We start from the raw sequence: 13,539 nt of genomic DNA, 5'->3' as shown, positions 1-13,539 counted from the left end.
AGCTACCCCAAGAGGACGGCGGTCGTCCGCTTCTTGTGACCCGAGGCGCAGTGAGCCCAGCCACCCTCGGTCGGTGCCGGCGTGGCTGGGCGTGCCGGTGGTTCCTACGGTGCGAGCGGGGTCCGCCCGGGGGCGCGCATGCCGTCCAGCAGCAGGGTCAGCATGCGGCGCCAGCCGTCCGGCCCGGCGTCGACGCCGAGGCAATGGTCGGTGTCGAGCGGGGCGCGCGAGGCGAGCAGGAGGTCCTGCCAGGTCACGTCCGCCCGCAGGTCACCGGCCTCGTGCGCGCGGTCGGCCAGGAGTCGGACGGCGTCCTGCAGCGCGACGGTCCGCTGGGCGAGCTCGGGCGACGGCTGCTCGTCGTGGGCGGTGAACTCCGCCAGCCCGCGGCTGTCGCGGTGGGCCGTGACGAGCTCGGTCATGAACTCGGTGAGCCCGTCCCACGCGTCCGGTCGGTCGAGGCAGGCCTTCGCGACCTCCACCATCTCGTCGTACAGGCCGATCACGACGGCGTCGAGCAGGGCTTCCTTGGTGCCGAACCGCCGGTAGAGGGTGCCGACGCCGACGCCGGCCGCTTTCGCGATGTCCAGCGCGGACACCTCGAGCCCGCGGGTGGCGATCGCCGCCCGGGTCGCATCGATCAGCTGGAGCCGGTTGTGCCGCGCGTCCGCGCGGATGCCGGAGGAGGGGTCCACCCGCTGAAACCTAACACTTGGGACGGCGATCGTCCGTTTCGCGGCGTGAACGGCGTCACGATAAACGGACGATAGTCGTCCGGCGAGCTGTGGTCCGGAAAGCGGACGACCTCCGTCCGCCTGAACCGAGATGAGGTACGACCATGAGTGAGCTCGCCGAGATCGTCCGGCGGCTGGACGCGTTGGAGGCGGCCGAGAGCATCAAGCGGATGAAGGCTCGCTACTGGCGCTTCGTCGACGAGAAGAAGTACGACGACCTGGTCGCGCTGTTCGCACCCGGAGCGAAGATCGTCATCCACGGCACCGAGTGGCCGTCGGCGCGGGAGTTGGTCGACGCGACGCGCGAGTACACCGGTGGCGCCCCGACGGTTCACCACGGGCACATGCCCGAGATCGAGATCCTCGGGGAGGACGTGGCCTCCGGGGTCTGGATGCTGGAGGACCTGGTGCCCTTCAAGGCCGGCGAGAACGCGCCTCCGGGACACCGCGGGTACGGCATGTACCGGGAGACGTACCGCAGGATCGAGGGGATCTGGCTCATCGACTCGCTGGAGCTGACCCGCTTCCGGATGGATCCCATGGACAACTGGGTCCGGGAGGCCTGATCGGAGCCGCGGAGGCCGGGCTGCCTGCCCGGCCTCCGTCGGCGTTCCGGTCAGCCGAGGTACTTCTCCCACGGGCCGGTGATGGCCAGGGTCAGGCCCGGGTCCTGCATGTTGACGAAGAGCACCTTGCCGTCGGCGGTGAACGTCGGGCCGCAGAACTCCGAGTCGTTGAGCTCGTTGCGGGCGATCGCGTACGTCGGGCCGCCGGGGAACGAGCTCAGCACGTGCGACGCGCCCTCGCCGTCCTCGGCCAGCACCAGGCTGCCCCACGGCGTCACGGTGACGTTGTCCGGGCCGTCGAAGGTCAGGTCGGTGTACTTCGGTGCCGAGCCCGCCTCGGTCGACGCCTGGTGCGGGAAGTACGTGACGAGCTGGATGGTCTGGTTCCGGAAGTTGTAGAACCACACCATGCCGTCGTGCGGGGCCGCGTCCGCCGGCAGGTCGCCCTCTTCCCAGGCGTACGAGTTGACGACGTACACGCCCTCGTCGGTGGCCCAGACGCCCTCGAACTTCTTGCCGCGGGTCACCTGGCCGTCGGCGAACTGCTCGCGCACCGGCTTGGTCTGCGCGTCGCGCTCGGGCACCTCGATCCACCGCACGGGGAACGGGCGGCCGAGCTGCGCGGAGGTCAGGTAGGCGACGTCCGGCAGCACCGAGCCGTCGTCCATGATGATCTGCATCGCGGCGAGGGTGCCGGCGTTCGGGGCGAGGCGGGTGAGCACGCCCGGGCCGAGCTTGACCCCGCGCGGCGCGGTCCAGCGGTAGAACAGGCCGTTCGGCTCGCTGGCGTCCTCGGAGAGGTAGATGCTCGCCTTGTCCGTGCCGATCGCCAGCGCCTCGTGGGCGTACCGGCCCAGGCACTTGATCGGGCGCGGGTCCGACTTGCCGTCGGAGGAGACCTCGAAGACGTAGCCGTGGTCCTTCTGGAAGACGCCCGTGCGACCGCTGTCGGCCTCCCACGCGTCGCCGGCCTGGTCGTCGGTCTCTTCGCAGGTCAGCCAGGTGTGCCACGGGGTCGGCCCGCCGGCGCAGTTGGAGACGGTGCCCGAGATGCCGACGAACTCGCCGTAGTTGCGGCCCGCGCGGTCGGTCGTGATCACCGTGCAGCCGCCGGCGTCGATCGCACCGGGGTCGTAGACCGTGCCCTTGACGTGCGGCACGCCGTGCTCGTCGCCCGGGTCGATCTCGTGGTTCTGGATGATCGTGTAGCGGTCACGCCCGGCGTCGAAGACGGCCATGCCGTCGTGCGAGCCGGGAGTGCGGCCCTGGCCGTGGTCGAGCTTGCTGACCCCGGTGCGGGTCACGATCGTGTACGTGAAGCCGGCGGGCAGGGCGAGGATGCCGGCCGGGTCCTTCACCAGCGGCCCGAACGGCTTGTGGTCGTCGGACGGGCGGGGCTGGTTGGGGTGCGCCTGGGCCAGCGAGGGCACGGCACCGGCCACAGCGAGGCCGACACCGGCGGCACCGCCGGCGAGCAGGGCGCGACGAGAGGTAGACACGTGTTGTTGCTCCTTGATCCGGAGGAGAGACAACCCGAGCCAACGCGGCCAGACCGACAGCGCAACGCCATCCACGTGAGCTGTCGGCAACGCCGACATGAAGACTCCGGGTCTACCCCGACCGCCAGGTCCGGGGATCGACAGGGACTCTCCCGGTGCCCGGCGGCGGCCGCGCCGCGAAGGGTGGACGCATGGATGTCGTCCTCTGATCGCGGTCGCGGCCGCCGGTGCGTTCGTCGGAGACCACGTCTCGTACGCGCTGGGTCGGGCTGCCGGTCGCGGCCGCGGTCGCGGGTCGCGGGTGTTGACCTGGGCCCGGTCGGCGGTCGCGGAGCGCGGCGGGCTCATCCTCGTGGTGGCCCGGTACATCCCCGGCGGTCGGACGGCGGTGACGCTGTCGATGGGCGCGCTCGGCTACCCACGGCGGCGGTTCGCCGCCTTCGATGCCCTCGCCGCGGTGACCTGGGCGCTCTACTCCGCGCTGGTCGGCTACTTCGGCGGCACGACGTTCGAGGGTGACCCACTGCGCGGGCTGCTGCTCGGCCTCGGCGTGGCCATGTCGTTGACCGTGGTGGTCGAGACCGTCCGGTTCGCGCGGGCCCGTTTGGCGCCGGTCGACGACGGCCGCCGCAGCCCCGTGGCCGGCGCTGATGCCACGTCGACCACCCGGTCGCCGGACCGCAACGCGATTACGCCGGTCGCGTCGATGGCGCCCACCCGGGCCGCCGCCAACCCGCGTGCGGTGAACGACCGCACGCAGTCGTCGGTGGTCGCGGGCTCGCAGGTGAGCAGGAAGCCGTAGCACGGGAAGCAGGTGCACCAGCGCGACAGCGCCACGCCGGGCGGCGCCGGGACGGCGTCGAGGTCGACGGTCGCGCCGAAGCCGCCCCACTCCAGCAGCATCGCCAGCGACCCGACCAACCCGGCCATGCTGATGTCCTTGGCCGCCGCCGCGTGGCCGGCGTTGGCGATCGTGTGCAGCAGCCGGACGTCGTCGGCGAGGTCCTTGCCGCGTTCCTCGAAGGACGGGAAGAACGGGAAGTCGGCGCGCATGACCCCCTGCAGGCAGGCCGCGACGACGAGATCCTGACCGGCCCGGACCCGCGTCGTCGACAGCACGGCACGCGCGGAGCCGACCGCGAACGCCGAGATCGCCGGTGGACCGTCGGAGATCGTGAGGTGGCCGCCGACGATCGGCACCCGGTAGAGATCCGCGGCGTACCGCATGCCTTCGAGCGCGCGGCGGGCGGTGGCCTCGTCGCCGACGACCGTGTCGACGATGCCGAGGGGGAGGCCGCCCATGGCGGCCACGTCGTTGACGTTGGCGAGCACGGCGGCGATGCCCGCGCCGTAGGGGTCGGCCCGGACGAACGGCGGGAACAGCGCCTCGCCGCAGGCGATGACGGTGCCGCCGTCGGCGTCCAGGGCGGCGCCGTCGTCACCCGGACCCGCGACCCAGCTGTGGTCGCCGAGGACCTCCGAGACCAGCCGGATCGCCTGCTTGGCCTGGGCCGCCGGATTGTTCCGCACGGCGGCGACGACCTCGTCCAACGAATCGTTCATGGACACCTCGTCACGAGATGGCAGCCGCCGAGGCTGTCGCAAAGTAAACGTTCGTCATAGCATAGACGACGTGGGTCCGTCGTTCCTGTCGCTGCCACCGCGGTCAACGAAGCCGCGCCGCGCCGGGCTGACCCACGTTCTCGACCGTGGCCTGCCGGTTTCCGCCACCACCGAGATCCTCGAGTCGGTCGGTGAGCACGTCGACGTCTGGAAGTTCGGCTGGGGCACCGCGTACGTCGACCGCGGGTTGGACCGCAAGCTCGCCGTGTTGAAGGACCACGAGGTGGCGTCCTGCCTGGGCGGCACGCTGCTGGAGATCGCCTGGTCGCAGGGCCGGGCCGAGCAGTGTCTGGAGTGGGCACGGCGCAGCGGCTTCGACGCCGTCGAGGTCTCCCGCGGGGTCGCCGACATGCCCCTCGACGCCAAGCGCGAGCTGGTCAAGAGCGCGGCGGAGACGTTCGTCGTGCTGGCCGAGACGGGCGTCAAGGACGCGGCGGTGGTGCTGTCGAGCAGGCAGTGGCGCGACGAGATCGCCGAAGACCTGGCCGCCGGCGCGACCTGGATCATCGCCGAGGGCCGGGAGAGCGGCACCGTCGGCATCTACGACAGCGCCGGCGTCCCGAAGCCCGACATCATCGACGCCGCGGTCGACGCGGCCGGGCTCGACCGGGTGCTCTTCGAGGCGCCCCGTAAGGACCAGCAGGCGTGGCTGATCAGCCGGTTCGGCCCCGACGTCAACCTCGGCAACATCGCGCCCGCCGAGGTGCTGCCGCTGACCACGCTGCGGCTCGGGCTGCGGGCCGACACCGCCCCGCTCTCGCTCGGCCGGCCTCTGTGAACGGTCCGGACCTCCGGTCGCGGACCAACGTCGTGCCCAGCGCCTACCGCGGCGTGGCGGTCACGCACCTGCCGTTCGCCCTGGGCGACGAGAAGCTCCGAGCCCACTTCCTCGGCCGGGAGGCGTACCGGCGCACCCGCTTCGTCGTGGCTCGCGACCCGGCCGGCAAAACCGTCCTGCTACGCGTCGACAAGGCGTCGACCGAGCCGCTCTTCTCGCCGATCGTCGAGGTCGACGTGCTCGCGACCGACTGCGCCTACGTCGTCGATGACGAGGCCGACACCGCCGTGCCGTCCGAACTGGCCCGGGTCGCCGCGACCGTGCCGGGCACGCCCCGCGCCGTCGTGGTGCAGGGCCGCTACGCGCACGTCAGCTTCATCGTCAACCCCGCACCGCTGCGGCTGGTCGTCCAGGAGGTGCTGCCGCCGGAGCCGGCGAAGCTGCTCGACCAGGTGCGCCGGCTGCTGGCCGTGGCCGAGGACCTGCCGCCGATCCTGCCGGCGGCCGACACGGTGTCCTTCGCCGACCTCGCAGCCGGCGCGAAAACGGAGCGCTATTTGTTGCCCTGCGCCGGGTCGGGCGTCGCGGTGGGCCTCAGCGAGACCGCCTACCTCGACCAGCGCCCACCCCGGCAGGACTGGACCCTACTCGGCTGCGCCCGCTCGCGCGACATCCACGAGTGGTTCTACGGGGATCAGCCGCCCACTGTGGACATGTGCCCACGGCAGCGGCCCCACGAGCGCGGCACCGCCGTGCTGACCAAGTGCTGCCTGCTGGAGGAGAAGATCGAACGCGACGGCGACCGCGTCGTCGTGCCGTGGGGCGCCTCGCTCGGCCAGGTCGGCGAGGCCCTGCGCGAGGTGGCCGGCCGCTGGGAGCCGCAGTGGCGACCCGTCTGACGGAGTCCGGCGCGTACGCCCGCCTCTGGCGGACGCCCGCGCTGGCCGACATCTTCGAGGAGCCGCGCCGCCTCCAGTCCTGGCTGGACATCCTCGTCGCGCTCGCCGCCGCCCAGGCGGAGGTCGGACTGATCCCTGGGCGGGCGGCGGAGCAGATCGCGCGGCACGCCCGCGCGGACCAACTCGACGTCGAGTTGGTGGCGGCCGAGACGCGGCGCACGGGACACTCCACGCTCGGCCTGATCCGGGCCCTCCAGACCAGGCTTCCGGAGCCGGCCAGCGAGTACGTGTACTACGGCGCGACCGTCCAGGACCTCACGGACACCTGGTTCGGCCTGGTGATGCGCGACGTCGGCGCGCTCGTGCGGGCCGACCTGCGCCGCGCGCACGCGACGCTGCTGCGCCTCGCCGCGACCCATCGCGACACCGTCATGGCCGGCCGCACCCACGGCCAGCCCGGCGCCCCGATCACCTTCGGCTTCAAGGTCGCCACCTGGGCCGACGAGCTGGGCCGGCACCTAGCCAGGCTCGCCGAGGGATCGGCCCGCTGGTCGGTCGGTCAACTCGCCGGCGCCGTCGGCGTGCTGGGCTTCTTCGAGCCGGACGGCATCGCCCTGCGCCGGCTGTTCTGCGAACGGCTGAAGCTCGCAGACCCCGGGCTCTCGTGGACGTCCACCCGGGACCGCGTCGCCGAGTTCGGCAGCGTCCTGAGCCTGGTCGCCGGGACCCTGGCCCGGATCGGCAACGAGGTGTACGAGCTGCAACGCCCCGAGATCGGCGAGCTGTCCGAAGCCCCGTCGCAACACACGGTCGGCAGCATCACGATGCCGCACAAGCGGAACCCCGAGCTCAGCGAGCACCTCGACACCCTCGCCCGGCTCGCCCGGGCCAACGCCGGCATCCTGGCCGAGGGCATGGTCAGCGGCCACGAACGCGACGGTCGGGCGTGGAAGGCCGAATGGGCAGCGCTGCCGGACGTCGCGCTGGCGGCCGGCACGGCGGCGTCGTTGGCTGCCGACCTCGTCGACGGGCTGGTCGTCCACCCCGACCGGATGCGGGCCAACCTCGGCCCACGCTGGGCCTCCGAGCGCGTCCTCGCCGAGCTGTCCCGCCGGCACGGCAAGCACCGGGCCCAGCAACTTCTCCAGGACGCGCTGTCCGCGAACCCCGACGGCGACCTGGCCGAGGCGCTGAAGGAGCACGACCTGGACGAGAAATGGACCCGGGAGCCGGCCGTCGCCACCGCCGGCGCCATGGTGGACGCGATCGTCGCCCGCGGGACGCCGGAATGAAAGCCCGCCGTCGCCTCGCGGTCCTGCCCACGCCCCTACACCGGCTGCCCGCACTGGAAAGAAAGCTCGGCACCGGCCCGCTCCACCTCAAGCGGGACGACCTCACCGGCTTCGGCGTCGCGGGCAACAAGGCCAGGCCGCTGGAGTTCCTGCTCGGCGACGCGCTCGCCCGAGGCGCCGACACGCTGGTCACCGCCGGCGCGCCCAGCTCCAACTTCATCGCCGCAGCCGCCCTGGCCGCCCGCGTGTGCGGGCTGCGCTGCGACATCCTCGTGGCGGGCGCGCCGACCCCGGTGGAGCTGGCCAGTCGCAGCGGAGCCCGGCTGCTCTTCACCGGCGCCGACCGGGACGACCTCGACCGGCTCGTAGACGAGCACGCGGCCAAGCTCCGCGCCGAGGGCCGCGACCCGTATCCGGTGCCGCGCGGCGGAGCGACGCCCGTCGGCGCGCTGGGCTTCGCGGCGGCGGCGGAGGAGCTCGCCGACCAGCTCGCCGGCGACGCCACCGTGCTGATCCCGACCGGATCGGGCGCCTCCCTGGCCGGCTTCCTGGCCGGGCAGGCGGCGATCGGCGCGTCCTGGCGGACGTACGGCGTCTCCGTGAGCCGCCCGGCCGACCGGATGCGCGCCGAGGTCCTGGACCTCGCCACCCGCTGCGCGGCGCTCGCCGGCACGCCCGCCCCCGATCCCCGCGACCTGCACCTGATCGACGCGACCGGGACCGGCTTCGGCCAGGTCAGCGACGCCGACCGGCGGGCGATGCGGACGGTGCTGGACACCGAGGGCATCCTGGTCGACCCCACCTACGGCGCGAAGATGTTCGCCGCGCTGCCGACCGAGGCCCCCGCCGTCCTGTGGCACACCGGCGGCCTGCCCTGGGCGTTGAAGCCATGACCGGCCCGGGCGAGGAGTTGATCGCGGCGGGATACGCGTGGGAGACCGCCGACGCGTCCGTCCTGCACGACGCACTGAACCTGGCCGACCTGGCCCACGCCGTCGAGCTCGCCGACCGGGGCGTCGTGCCGGCCGAGTCGGCCCGGAAGCTGATCGGTGCCCTGCTCGACATGTCGGCCGTCGACTACGACCCCCGGCACGGCGAGCTCTACGACTCCCGCGAACGGCACCTCACGGCCCGCATCGGGGCCGACGCCGGCTGGCTGCGGGCCGGCCGGACCCGGCGCGAGGCCGTCCGGATCGCGCTCCGGATCACGCTGCGGGCGCAGCTGCTCGACCTCGTCGCCGGCGCCGCCGGGCTCGCCACCGCCCTGGCCGACCAGGCCGAGCGGCACGTCGACACGCTGATGCCCGACTACACGTACCTCCAGCAGGCGCAGCCCACGACGTTCGGCCACTACCTGCTGTCGTTCGCCGACCCGGTGCTGCGCGACGCCGACCGCCTGCTCGCCGAGCTCGGCCACGTCAACGGGAGCCCGGCCGGCTCGGGGGCGGCCAACGGGTCGCCGATCCTGGCCGACCGGGAGGGCTCCGCCCGCGCGCTGGGCTTCGACCGGGCCATCACGCACACCCGCGATGCGATGTGGCAGACCGACCCGTTCCTGCACCTGCTCACGACGGCCACCAGCCTCGTGCTCACCCAGGACAAGCTCGCCGAGGACCTGGAGATCTTCACCAGCGCGGAGTTCGACTTCGTCGACCTCGCCGACGCGTACACCCGGCCCAGCATTCTCATGCCGCAGAAGCGCAACCCGTACGCGTTGACCGTGGTCCGTGGCTCGGCGGGGGTCCTGCTCGGACGGCTGGCCGGGCAGGCTGCGGTGGCGAAGACCCCGTCGGCCCGCAGCGACAACCTGATCTACGTGTACGGCGAGCTCCCGCGCGCGATCGACCTGGCCGCCCGGGTCACCCGGTTGAGCGCGGCGGTGGTGCGCACGCTGGCCGCCCGCCCCGAGCGGATGCGCGCGGCGCTGGACTCCGGCGTCACCGCGGCGGCCGACCTCGCGGACCTGCTCATGCGGCGCTTCGCGGTGGACTACCGCACCGCGCACCGGGTCGTCGCCCGCGCGGTGCGGGCCGGGCTCGACGCCGACAGCCTGGCCAAGGCGGCGTCCGACGTGACGGGTCAGGACTGGCGGATCGACGCGACCGAGCTCGCGGTGGCGCTCGACCCGGCGACCCTGGTGCGGTCGCGGACGGCCCTCGGCGGCGCCGCGCCGAGCGCCATGGGGCCGATGGTGGCCGGCGTGCGCGCCGCCGCCGAAGAGCTGGAGCGGCGCGTCGAGCGGAGCCGCCGCCGGATAGCGGCGGCCGAGACCGCGGTCCGGGAACGCGCCCACGAACTCGGGAGGATCGGATGAGCGTGGTGAACCTCGGCCTGTCCGGGCTCGCGGAGGCCGTCGCGGCACAGGGCGCCCCCGTGGTGCACGTCGACTGGCGGCCCCCGGCCGGCGGTGATGCGGTCGCCGTGCGCGCCCTCACCGACCTCTACGGGCTGCGCTCGCTCGACATCGACCCGGCGAACGCCGAAGTGCTGCGCCGGCTCGACACCGGCGTACCCGTGGTCGTCGACGTGCGTAGGGCCGGGGACGTCGTGCCGGGCATGACAGACCGGACCCTGCTGCATCCCGGCCCACCGATCGCCTGGGACGACGTGTGCGACCCACTGCGGCGGTCGATGCGGGCGGCGGCGGTCGCCGAAGGGTGGGCGCGGCAGGTGGACGAGGCGGAGGCGTTGCTGGCGACAGGCCGGATAACCCTGGCCGCCGCCAACGACCATGCCACCGTGGTGCCGATGGCCACCGCGCTCGGCCCGAGCATGCCGGTCTGGGTGGTCGACAACGCGGCCGGCGGGGTGCGGGCGTTCGCGCCGGTCGGCCAGGGCGCCGGAGACGTCGCCTGGATGGGCCGCGAGACGCCGGCGGCCGTCGAGCGCCTGGTCTTCCTGCGCGAGGTGGCCGGGCCGCGGTTGGCCAGGATCCTGGCGAGCATCGGCCCGGTCGACGTGCTCGGGCTGGCCGCGCAGGGCGTGCAGATGGGCGACGACGTCCACATGCGCACCCAGGCGTCGACCAACCTGCTGCTCCGCTCCCTGCTGCCGGCCGTACCGGCCCTGGGCGACGACCCCGCGACGCAGGAGTTCTGCGCGTACCTCTCGGCGAACCATCTGTTCTTCCTGACGGTGGCGATGGCCGCCGCCAAGTCCCTCACGCTGGCCGCGGAACAGGTCGCGGGCGCCACGATCGTCACGACGATGGCCCGCAACGGCACGACCTACGGGATCCGGCTGCCCGGCTCGCCGCGCTGGTTCGTCGCCCCCGCGCCGCCGGTGGAGGAGGCCCTGTTCCATCCCGGGTACGGCCCGGAGGACGGCGGCCTGGACATCGGCGACAGCGCGGTGCTGGAGCTGGTCGGCCTGGGCGGCCCGGCGACGGCGGGATCGCCGGCGGTCGCGGCGTTCCTGGGCGGCTCGATGGCCGACGCGGCCCGGGTGACGGAGTCGATGCGCCGGATCTGCGCGGCCGAGAGCACGAGGTTCAAACTGCCCACCATGGACTTCCGGGGTACGCCGCTCGGCGTCGACGTGCGCCGCGTCGTCGAGACGGGGGTGACGCCCAAGGTGAACACCGGCATCCTGCACGCCCACGCGGGGCTGGGTCAGGTGGGTGCCGGTGTCGCGACCGCGCCGCCGGCCGTGTTCCGTGCGGCCCTGCTCGCGAGCGCGGCCTCGTGAGCACCCGCAGCGTCCACGCCAAGCTGGTCGACGGCTACCAGGTCGACGTGACCGCCGGTGCCTACTCGCTGCGGGTCGACGAGCCCGAGACCGTGGCCGGCGGCACCGGCACCGGCCCACAGCCGACCGACTACCTGCTGACCGCGGCCGCGTCCTGCTTCGCGATGGCGATCGCCTACAGCGCCCGCAAGCGCGGCCTCGCGCTCCCGCCGCTGGAGGTCAACGCGACCGGCACGTACGACGGCCCGGCGTTCGCCGAGATCGCCCTGGAGGTGGTCGTCGACCTGCCGGACGCCGAGATCGAGCGGCTGATCGCGGCGGGGGAGCGGGTCTGCTACGTGACCAACACGCTGCGGCGGGGCCCGAGCGTGACGATCCACCACAGCTCACCCGTTGCGTAGCGCCATCCAGATCGCCCGGGCCGGCACGGCGGTGTCGTTCGTCCAGTAGTGCGGCACCTGCCCGCTGAAGTGCAACGAGTCGCCCGCGTCCAGCGTGTAGGACCGCTCGCCGACCCGGAAAGTCAGCGTGCCCTCGACGACGTGGACGAGCTCCTCGCCGGGGTGCTCCATCGCCTTGTCGCCGCTGGACGCGCCGGGCGTCACGGTCGCGACCGCCGCGGCGGTCTGGAACTGCCGGTAGGACCCCGTGATGCCGGCGAGGGCCAGGCCGTCGTGCGGCGTGTAGACCGTCGGGCGCCGGTCGGCCTTCGTGAAGTGCACGGGCTCCTTCGGCTGCTCGTCCTCCTCGACGAAGTGGCTCACCGGCACGCCGAGCGCGACGCCGAGCTTGAGCAGCGTCGTGATCGTGGGAACCATGCCGTTGCGCTCGATCTTGTGGATCGCCGCGGCCGAGACGTCGCTCAGCACGGCCAACTGCTGCAGCGAGTGCCCCTGGGCCGTGCGCAGGGCGTGCAGCTTCGGACCGATCAGACTGACGATCTCGCGGACCTGGTCAGGACCGGACTCGTCGGTCTGCGCCGGCGAGGGCGCGTCGGTGACGGCCATCGGGCAACTCCTCCACATCGGTGCCTGTTGACACCGCGAACTGACGTGCAGGATAGTCAACGCGCGGTGTTCCATGATGTACGCGCATTCTGCCACGGGAGTGAGTCCATTGGCGCGCAAGGTGGTCATCATCGGCGGCGGTGCCGCCGGAATCGGAGCAGCAGGGGCGGCCAAGGCCGCCGATCCGTCGAACGACGTCGTCGTCTACACGAGCTTCGAGGACGTCGGCTACAGCCCGTGCGGCATTCCCTACGTGCACGGCAAGGAGATCCCGGACTTCCAGCGGCTGTTCCTGGCCACCAAGGAGACGTACGAGAACGTCGGGATCGACATCCACTATGAGACGACGGTGCGCTCGTTCGACCCGGCCAACCGCACGGTCGAGGTCGAGGGCGAGGGCACGACGAGCTACGACGAGCTGATCGTCGCGACGGGCTTCGACTACCAGGATCCCGGCGTACCCGGCGGCGATCTCGGCGGTCTCTACTACGTCAAGAACATCCGCGCGGCGATGGAGTGGGACAAGGTCCTCGACTCCGTCCAGCGGGCGGTCGTCGTGGAGGCGTCCCCGCTCGGCCTGGAGATGGTGACCGCGCTCGCCCACCGCGGCATCGAGACCCACCTCGTCGACCCCCACCCCTGGGCGCTGGGCGAGCTGTGCGACCCCGACGTCGCCGGGCCGGTGCAGGAGTCGTGGGCCGAGATGGGCGTGACGATGCACTGGAACACCACCCTGCGCGGCTTCGTCGGCGGGGGCGGGCAGGTGCGCGCCGTGGAGACCTCCGACGGGGAGATCCCGGCCGAGCTGGTGGTCGTCGCGACGCACAAGGTGCCCAACAACGCGCTCGCCCTCGCGGCCGGGCTCAAGGCCGGCTCGACCGGCGGTCTCGTCGTGGACGCCCGGATGGCCACCTCCGCATCGCACGTGTGGGCGGCCGGCGACGTCTGCGAGATCCCGCACGGGCTGGGCGGGCTGCCGTTGCAGGGGCTGACCGGCAGTCACGCGTACGCCCAGGGCAAGGTGGCCGGCACCAATGCGGCCGGCGGCGAGCGCAGCTACCAGCCCGTCTACGTGCCCTGGGGCATGGTCGCGGGCAAGTGGATGATCGGCGGGGTGGCCCTCGGCGAGGTCGCGGCCGCCGCGCTCGGCATCCCGCACGTGGTCGGGCGCGCGACCGGCATCTCCCGCGCCCGCTACTACCCGGACGTCAAACAGGTCCGGGTCAAGCTCCTGGCCGAGCCCGGCACGCTGCGGTTGATCGGTGCGCAGCTCGTCGGCGGTGAGGGCATCAAGGAACGGGCCGACTTCCTCGCGGTGTGCGTACGCAAGGGAATCACCCTGCACGACCTCGCCACGATGGAGAACGTCTACTCGCCTCCGATCGGCGCGCTCAACGAGCCGATCAGCGTGGCCGCCCAGGACGGTGTCGCCACCGCCGCCAAGCAGGTGTGAG

General features: G+C 72.9%; 13 protein-coding genes and 1 pseudogene. 10 read left to right on the top strand and 4 right to left on the bottom strand.

Features of this window, described 5'->3' with window-relative positions:
- Nucleotides 1-104: 104 nt before the first annotated feature.
- Complete coding sequence (locus CHC05_RS02585; RefSeq protein ID WP_144022452.1) at nucleotides 105-695, bottom strand: TetR/AcrR family transcriptional regulator; 591 nt, start codon at nucleotides 693-695, stop codon at nucleotides 105-107.
- A gap of 143 nt (nucleotides 696-838) precedes the next feature.
- Here CHC05_RS02585 and CHC05_RS02580 point away from each other — a divergent pair, with 143 nt between their 5' ends.
- A complete protein-coding gene (locus CHC05_RS02580; RefSeq protein WP_089244193.1) occupies nucleotides 839-1,300 on the top strand; it encodes a nuclear transport factor 2 family protein in 462 nt (153 codons plus the stop codon).
- Nucleotides 1,301-1,350: 50 nt separating this feature from the next.
- Here CHC05_RS02580 and CHC05_RS02575 read toward each other — a convergent pair whose 3' ends face one another.
- The gene (locus tag CHC05_RS02575; RefSeq protein ID WP_089244191.1) at nucleotides 1,351-2,799 is read right to left on the bottom strand and encodes an alkaline phosphatase PhoX; all 1,449 of its coding nucleotides are present in this window, start codon (nucleotides 2,797-2,799) and stop codon (nucleotides 1,351-1,353) included.
- 97 nt (nucleotides 2,800-2,896) lie between these two features.
- Here CHC05_RS02575 and CHC05_RS42270 point away from each other — a divergent pair.
- Nucleotides 2,897-3,232: pseudogene (locus tag CHC05_RS42270) on the top strand (VTT domain-containing protein); the annotation flags it as partial.
- Between the two features lie 56 nt (nucleotides 3,233-3,288).
- On the opposite strand, the gene CHC05_RS02565 reads toward CHC05_RS42270, so the two are convergent.
- A complete protein-coding gene (locus CHC05_RS02565; protein WP_089244187.1) occupies nucleotides 3,289-4,362 on the bottom strand; it encodes an AIR synthase related protein in 1,074 nt (357 codons plus the stop codon).
- Nucleotides 4,363-4,432: 70 nt separating this feature from the next.
- Between CHC05_RS02565 and CHC05_RS02560 the strand changes: the two genes are divergently transcribed.
- Genes CHC05_RS02560 through CHC05_RS02530 form a run of 7 tightly spaced genes read left to right on the top strand, consistent with a single transcriptional unit; the run spans nucleotide 4,433 to nucleotide 11,479 of the window.
- Entirely contained in the window at nucleotides 4,433-5,200 is a 768-nt protein-coding gene (locus CHC05_RS02560) for a phosphosulfolactate synthase (protein ID WP_218824397.1), read from the top strand.
- Nucleotides 5,197-6,099: an XcbA family protein gene (locus CHC05_RS02555; protein ID WP_089244183.1), complete on the top strand. Its 903-nt coding sequence runs from the start codon at nucleotides 5,197-5,199 to the stop codon at nucleotides 6,097-6,099. The genes CHC05_RS02560 and CHC05_RS02555 overlap by 4 nt, the downstream gene beginning before the upstream one ends.
- Complete coding sequence (locus CHC05_RS02550) at nucleotides 6,084-7,391, top strand: class-II fumarase/aspartase family protein (protein WP_089244181.1); 1,308 nt, start codon at nucleotides 6,084-6,086, stop codon at nucleotides 7,389-7,391. The genes CHC05_RS02555 and CHC05_RS02550 overlap by 16 nt, the downstream gene beginning before the upstream one ends.
- The gene (locus CHC05_RS02545) at nucleotides 7,388-8,284 is read left to right on the top strand and encodes a 1-aminocyclopropane-1-carboxylate deaminase/D-cysteine desulfhydrase (protein WP_179266020.1); all 897 of its coding nucleotides are present in this window, start codon (nucleotides 7,388-7,390) and stop codon (nucleotides 8,282-8,284) included. Before CHC05_RS02550 ends, CHC05_RS02545 begins: the two co-directional genes overlap by 4 nt.
- On the top strand, nucleotides 8,281-9,705 hold the full coding sequence (locus CHC05_RS02540; protein ID WP_089244177.1) for an argininosuccinate lyase: 1,425 nt from the start codon (nucleotides 8,281-8,283) through the stop codon (nucleotides 9,703-9,705). Before CHC05_RS02545 ends, CHC05_RS02540 begins: the two co-directional genes overlap by 4 nt.
- On the top strand, nucleotides 9,702-11,078 hold the full coding sequence (locus CHC05_RS02535; protein ID WP_089244175.1) for a YlbE family protein: 1,377 nt from the start codon (nucleotides 9,702-9,704) through the stop codon (nucleotides 11,076-11,078). Before CHC05_RS02540 ends, CHC05_RS02535 begins: the two co-directional genes overlap by 4 nt.
- Entirely contained in the window at nucleotides 11,075-11,479 is a 405-nt protein-coding gene (locus CHC05_RS02530) for an OsmC family protein (RefSeq protein ID WP_089244173.1), read from the top strand. Before CHC05_RS02535 ends, CHC05_RS02530 begins: the two co-directional genes overlap by 4 nt.
- Here CHC05_RS02530 and CHC05_RS41255 read toward each other — a convergent pair.
- On the bottom strand, nucleotides 11,465-12,085 hold the full coding sequence (locus CHC05_RS41255) for a cupin domain-containing protein (RefSeq protein ID WP_179266019.1): 621 nt from the start codon (nucleotides 12,083-12,085) through the stop codon (nucleotides 11,465-11,467). The genes CHC05_RS02530 and CHC05_RS41255 overlap by 15 nt on opposite strands.
- Nucleotides 12,086-12,185: 100 nt before the next feature.
- Between CHC05_RS41255 and CHC05_RS02520 the strand changes: the two genes are divergently transcribed.
- Nucleotides 12,186-13,538 (top strand): FAD-dependent oxidoreductase, encoded by a 1,353-nt coding sequence (locus CHC05_RS02520; RefSeq protein WP_218824396.1) that lies wholly within the window; start codon nucleotides 12,186-12,188, stop codon nucleotides 13,536-13,538.
- Nucleotide 13,539: the final 1 nt, after the last annotated feature.

The sequence above is a fragment of the Asanoa hainanensis genome (assembly GCF_900188485.1).
Lineage (GTDB): Bacteria > Actinomycetota > Actinomycetes > Mycobacteriales > Micromonosporaceae > Asanoa > Asanoa hainanensis.
The sequence above is the reverse complement of the archived record's forward strand: the minus strand, read 5'-3'. Positions and strand labels throughout refer to the sequence as shown.

Coding starts and splice junctions, on each gene's coding strand:
- CHC05_RS02580 (WP_089244193.1), top strand. CDS start 839: ATGAGTGAGCTCGCCGAGATCGTCCGGCGGCTGGACGCGTTGGAGGCG.
- CHC05_RS02565 (WP_089244187.1), bottom strand. CDS start 4,362: ATGAACGATTCGTTGGACGAGGTCGTCGCCGCCGTGCGGAACAATCCG.
- CHC05_RS02545 (WP_179266020.1), top strand. CDS start 7,388: ATGAAAGCCCGCCGTCGCCTCGCGGTCCTGCCCACGCCCCTACACCGG.
- CHC05_RS02540 (WP_089244177.1), top strand. CDS start 8,281: ATGACCGGCCCGGGCGAGGAGTTGATCGCGGCGGGATACGCGTGGGAG.
- CHC05_RS02535 (WP_089244175.1), top strand. CDS start 9,702: ATGAGCGTGGTGAACCTCGGCCTGTCCGGGCTCGCGGAGGCCGTCGCG.
- CHC05_RS41255 (WP_179266019.1), bottom strand. CDS start 12,085: ATGGCCGTCACCGACGCGCCCTCGCCGGCGCAGACCGACGAGTCCGGT.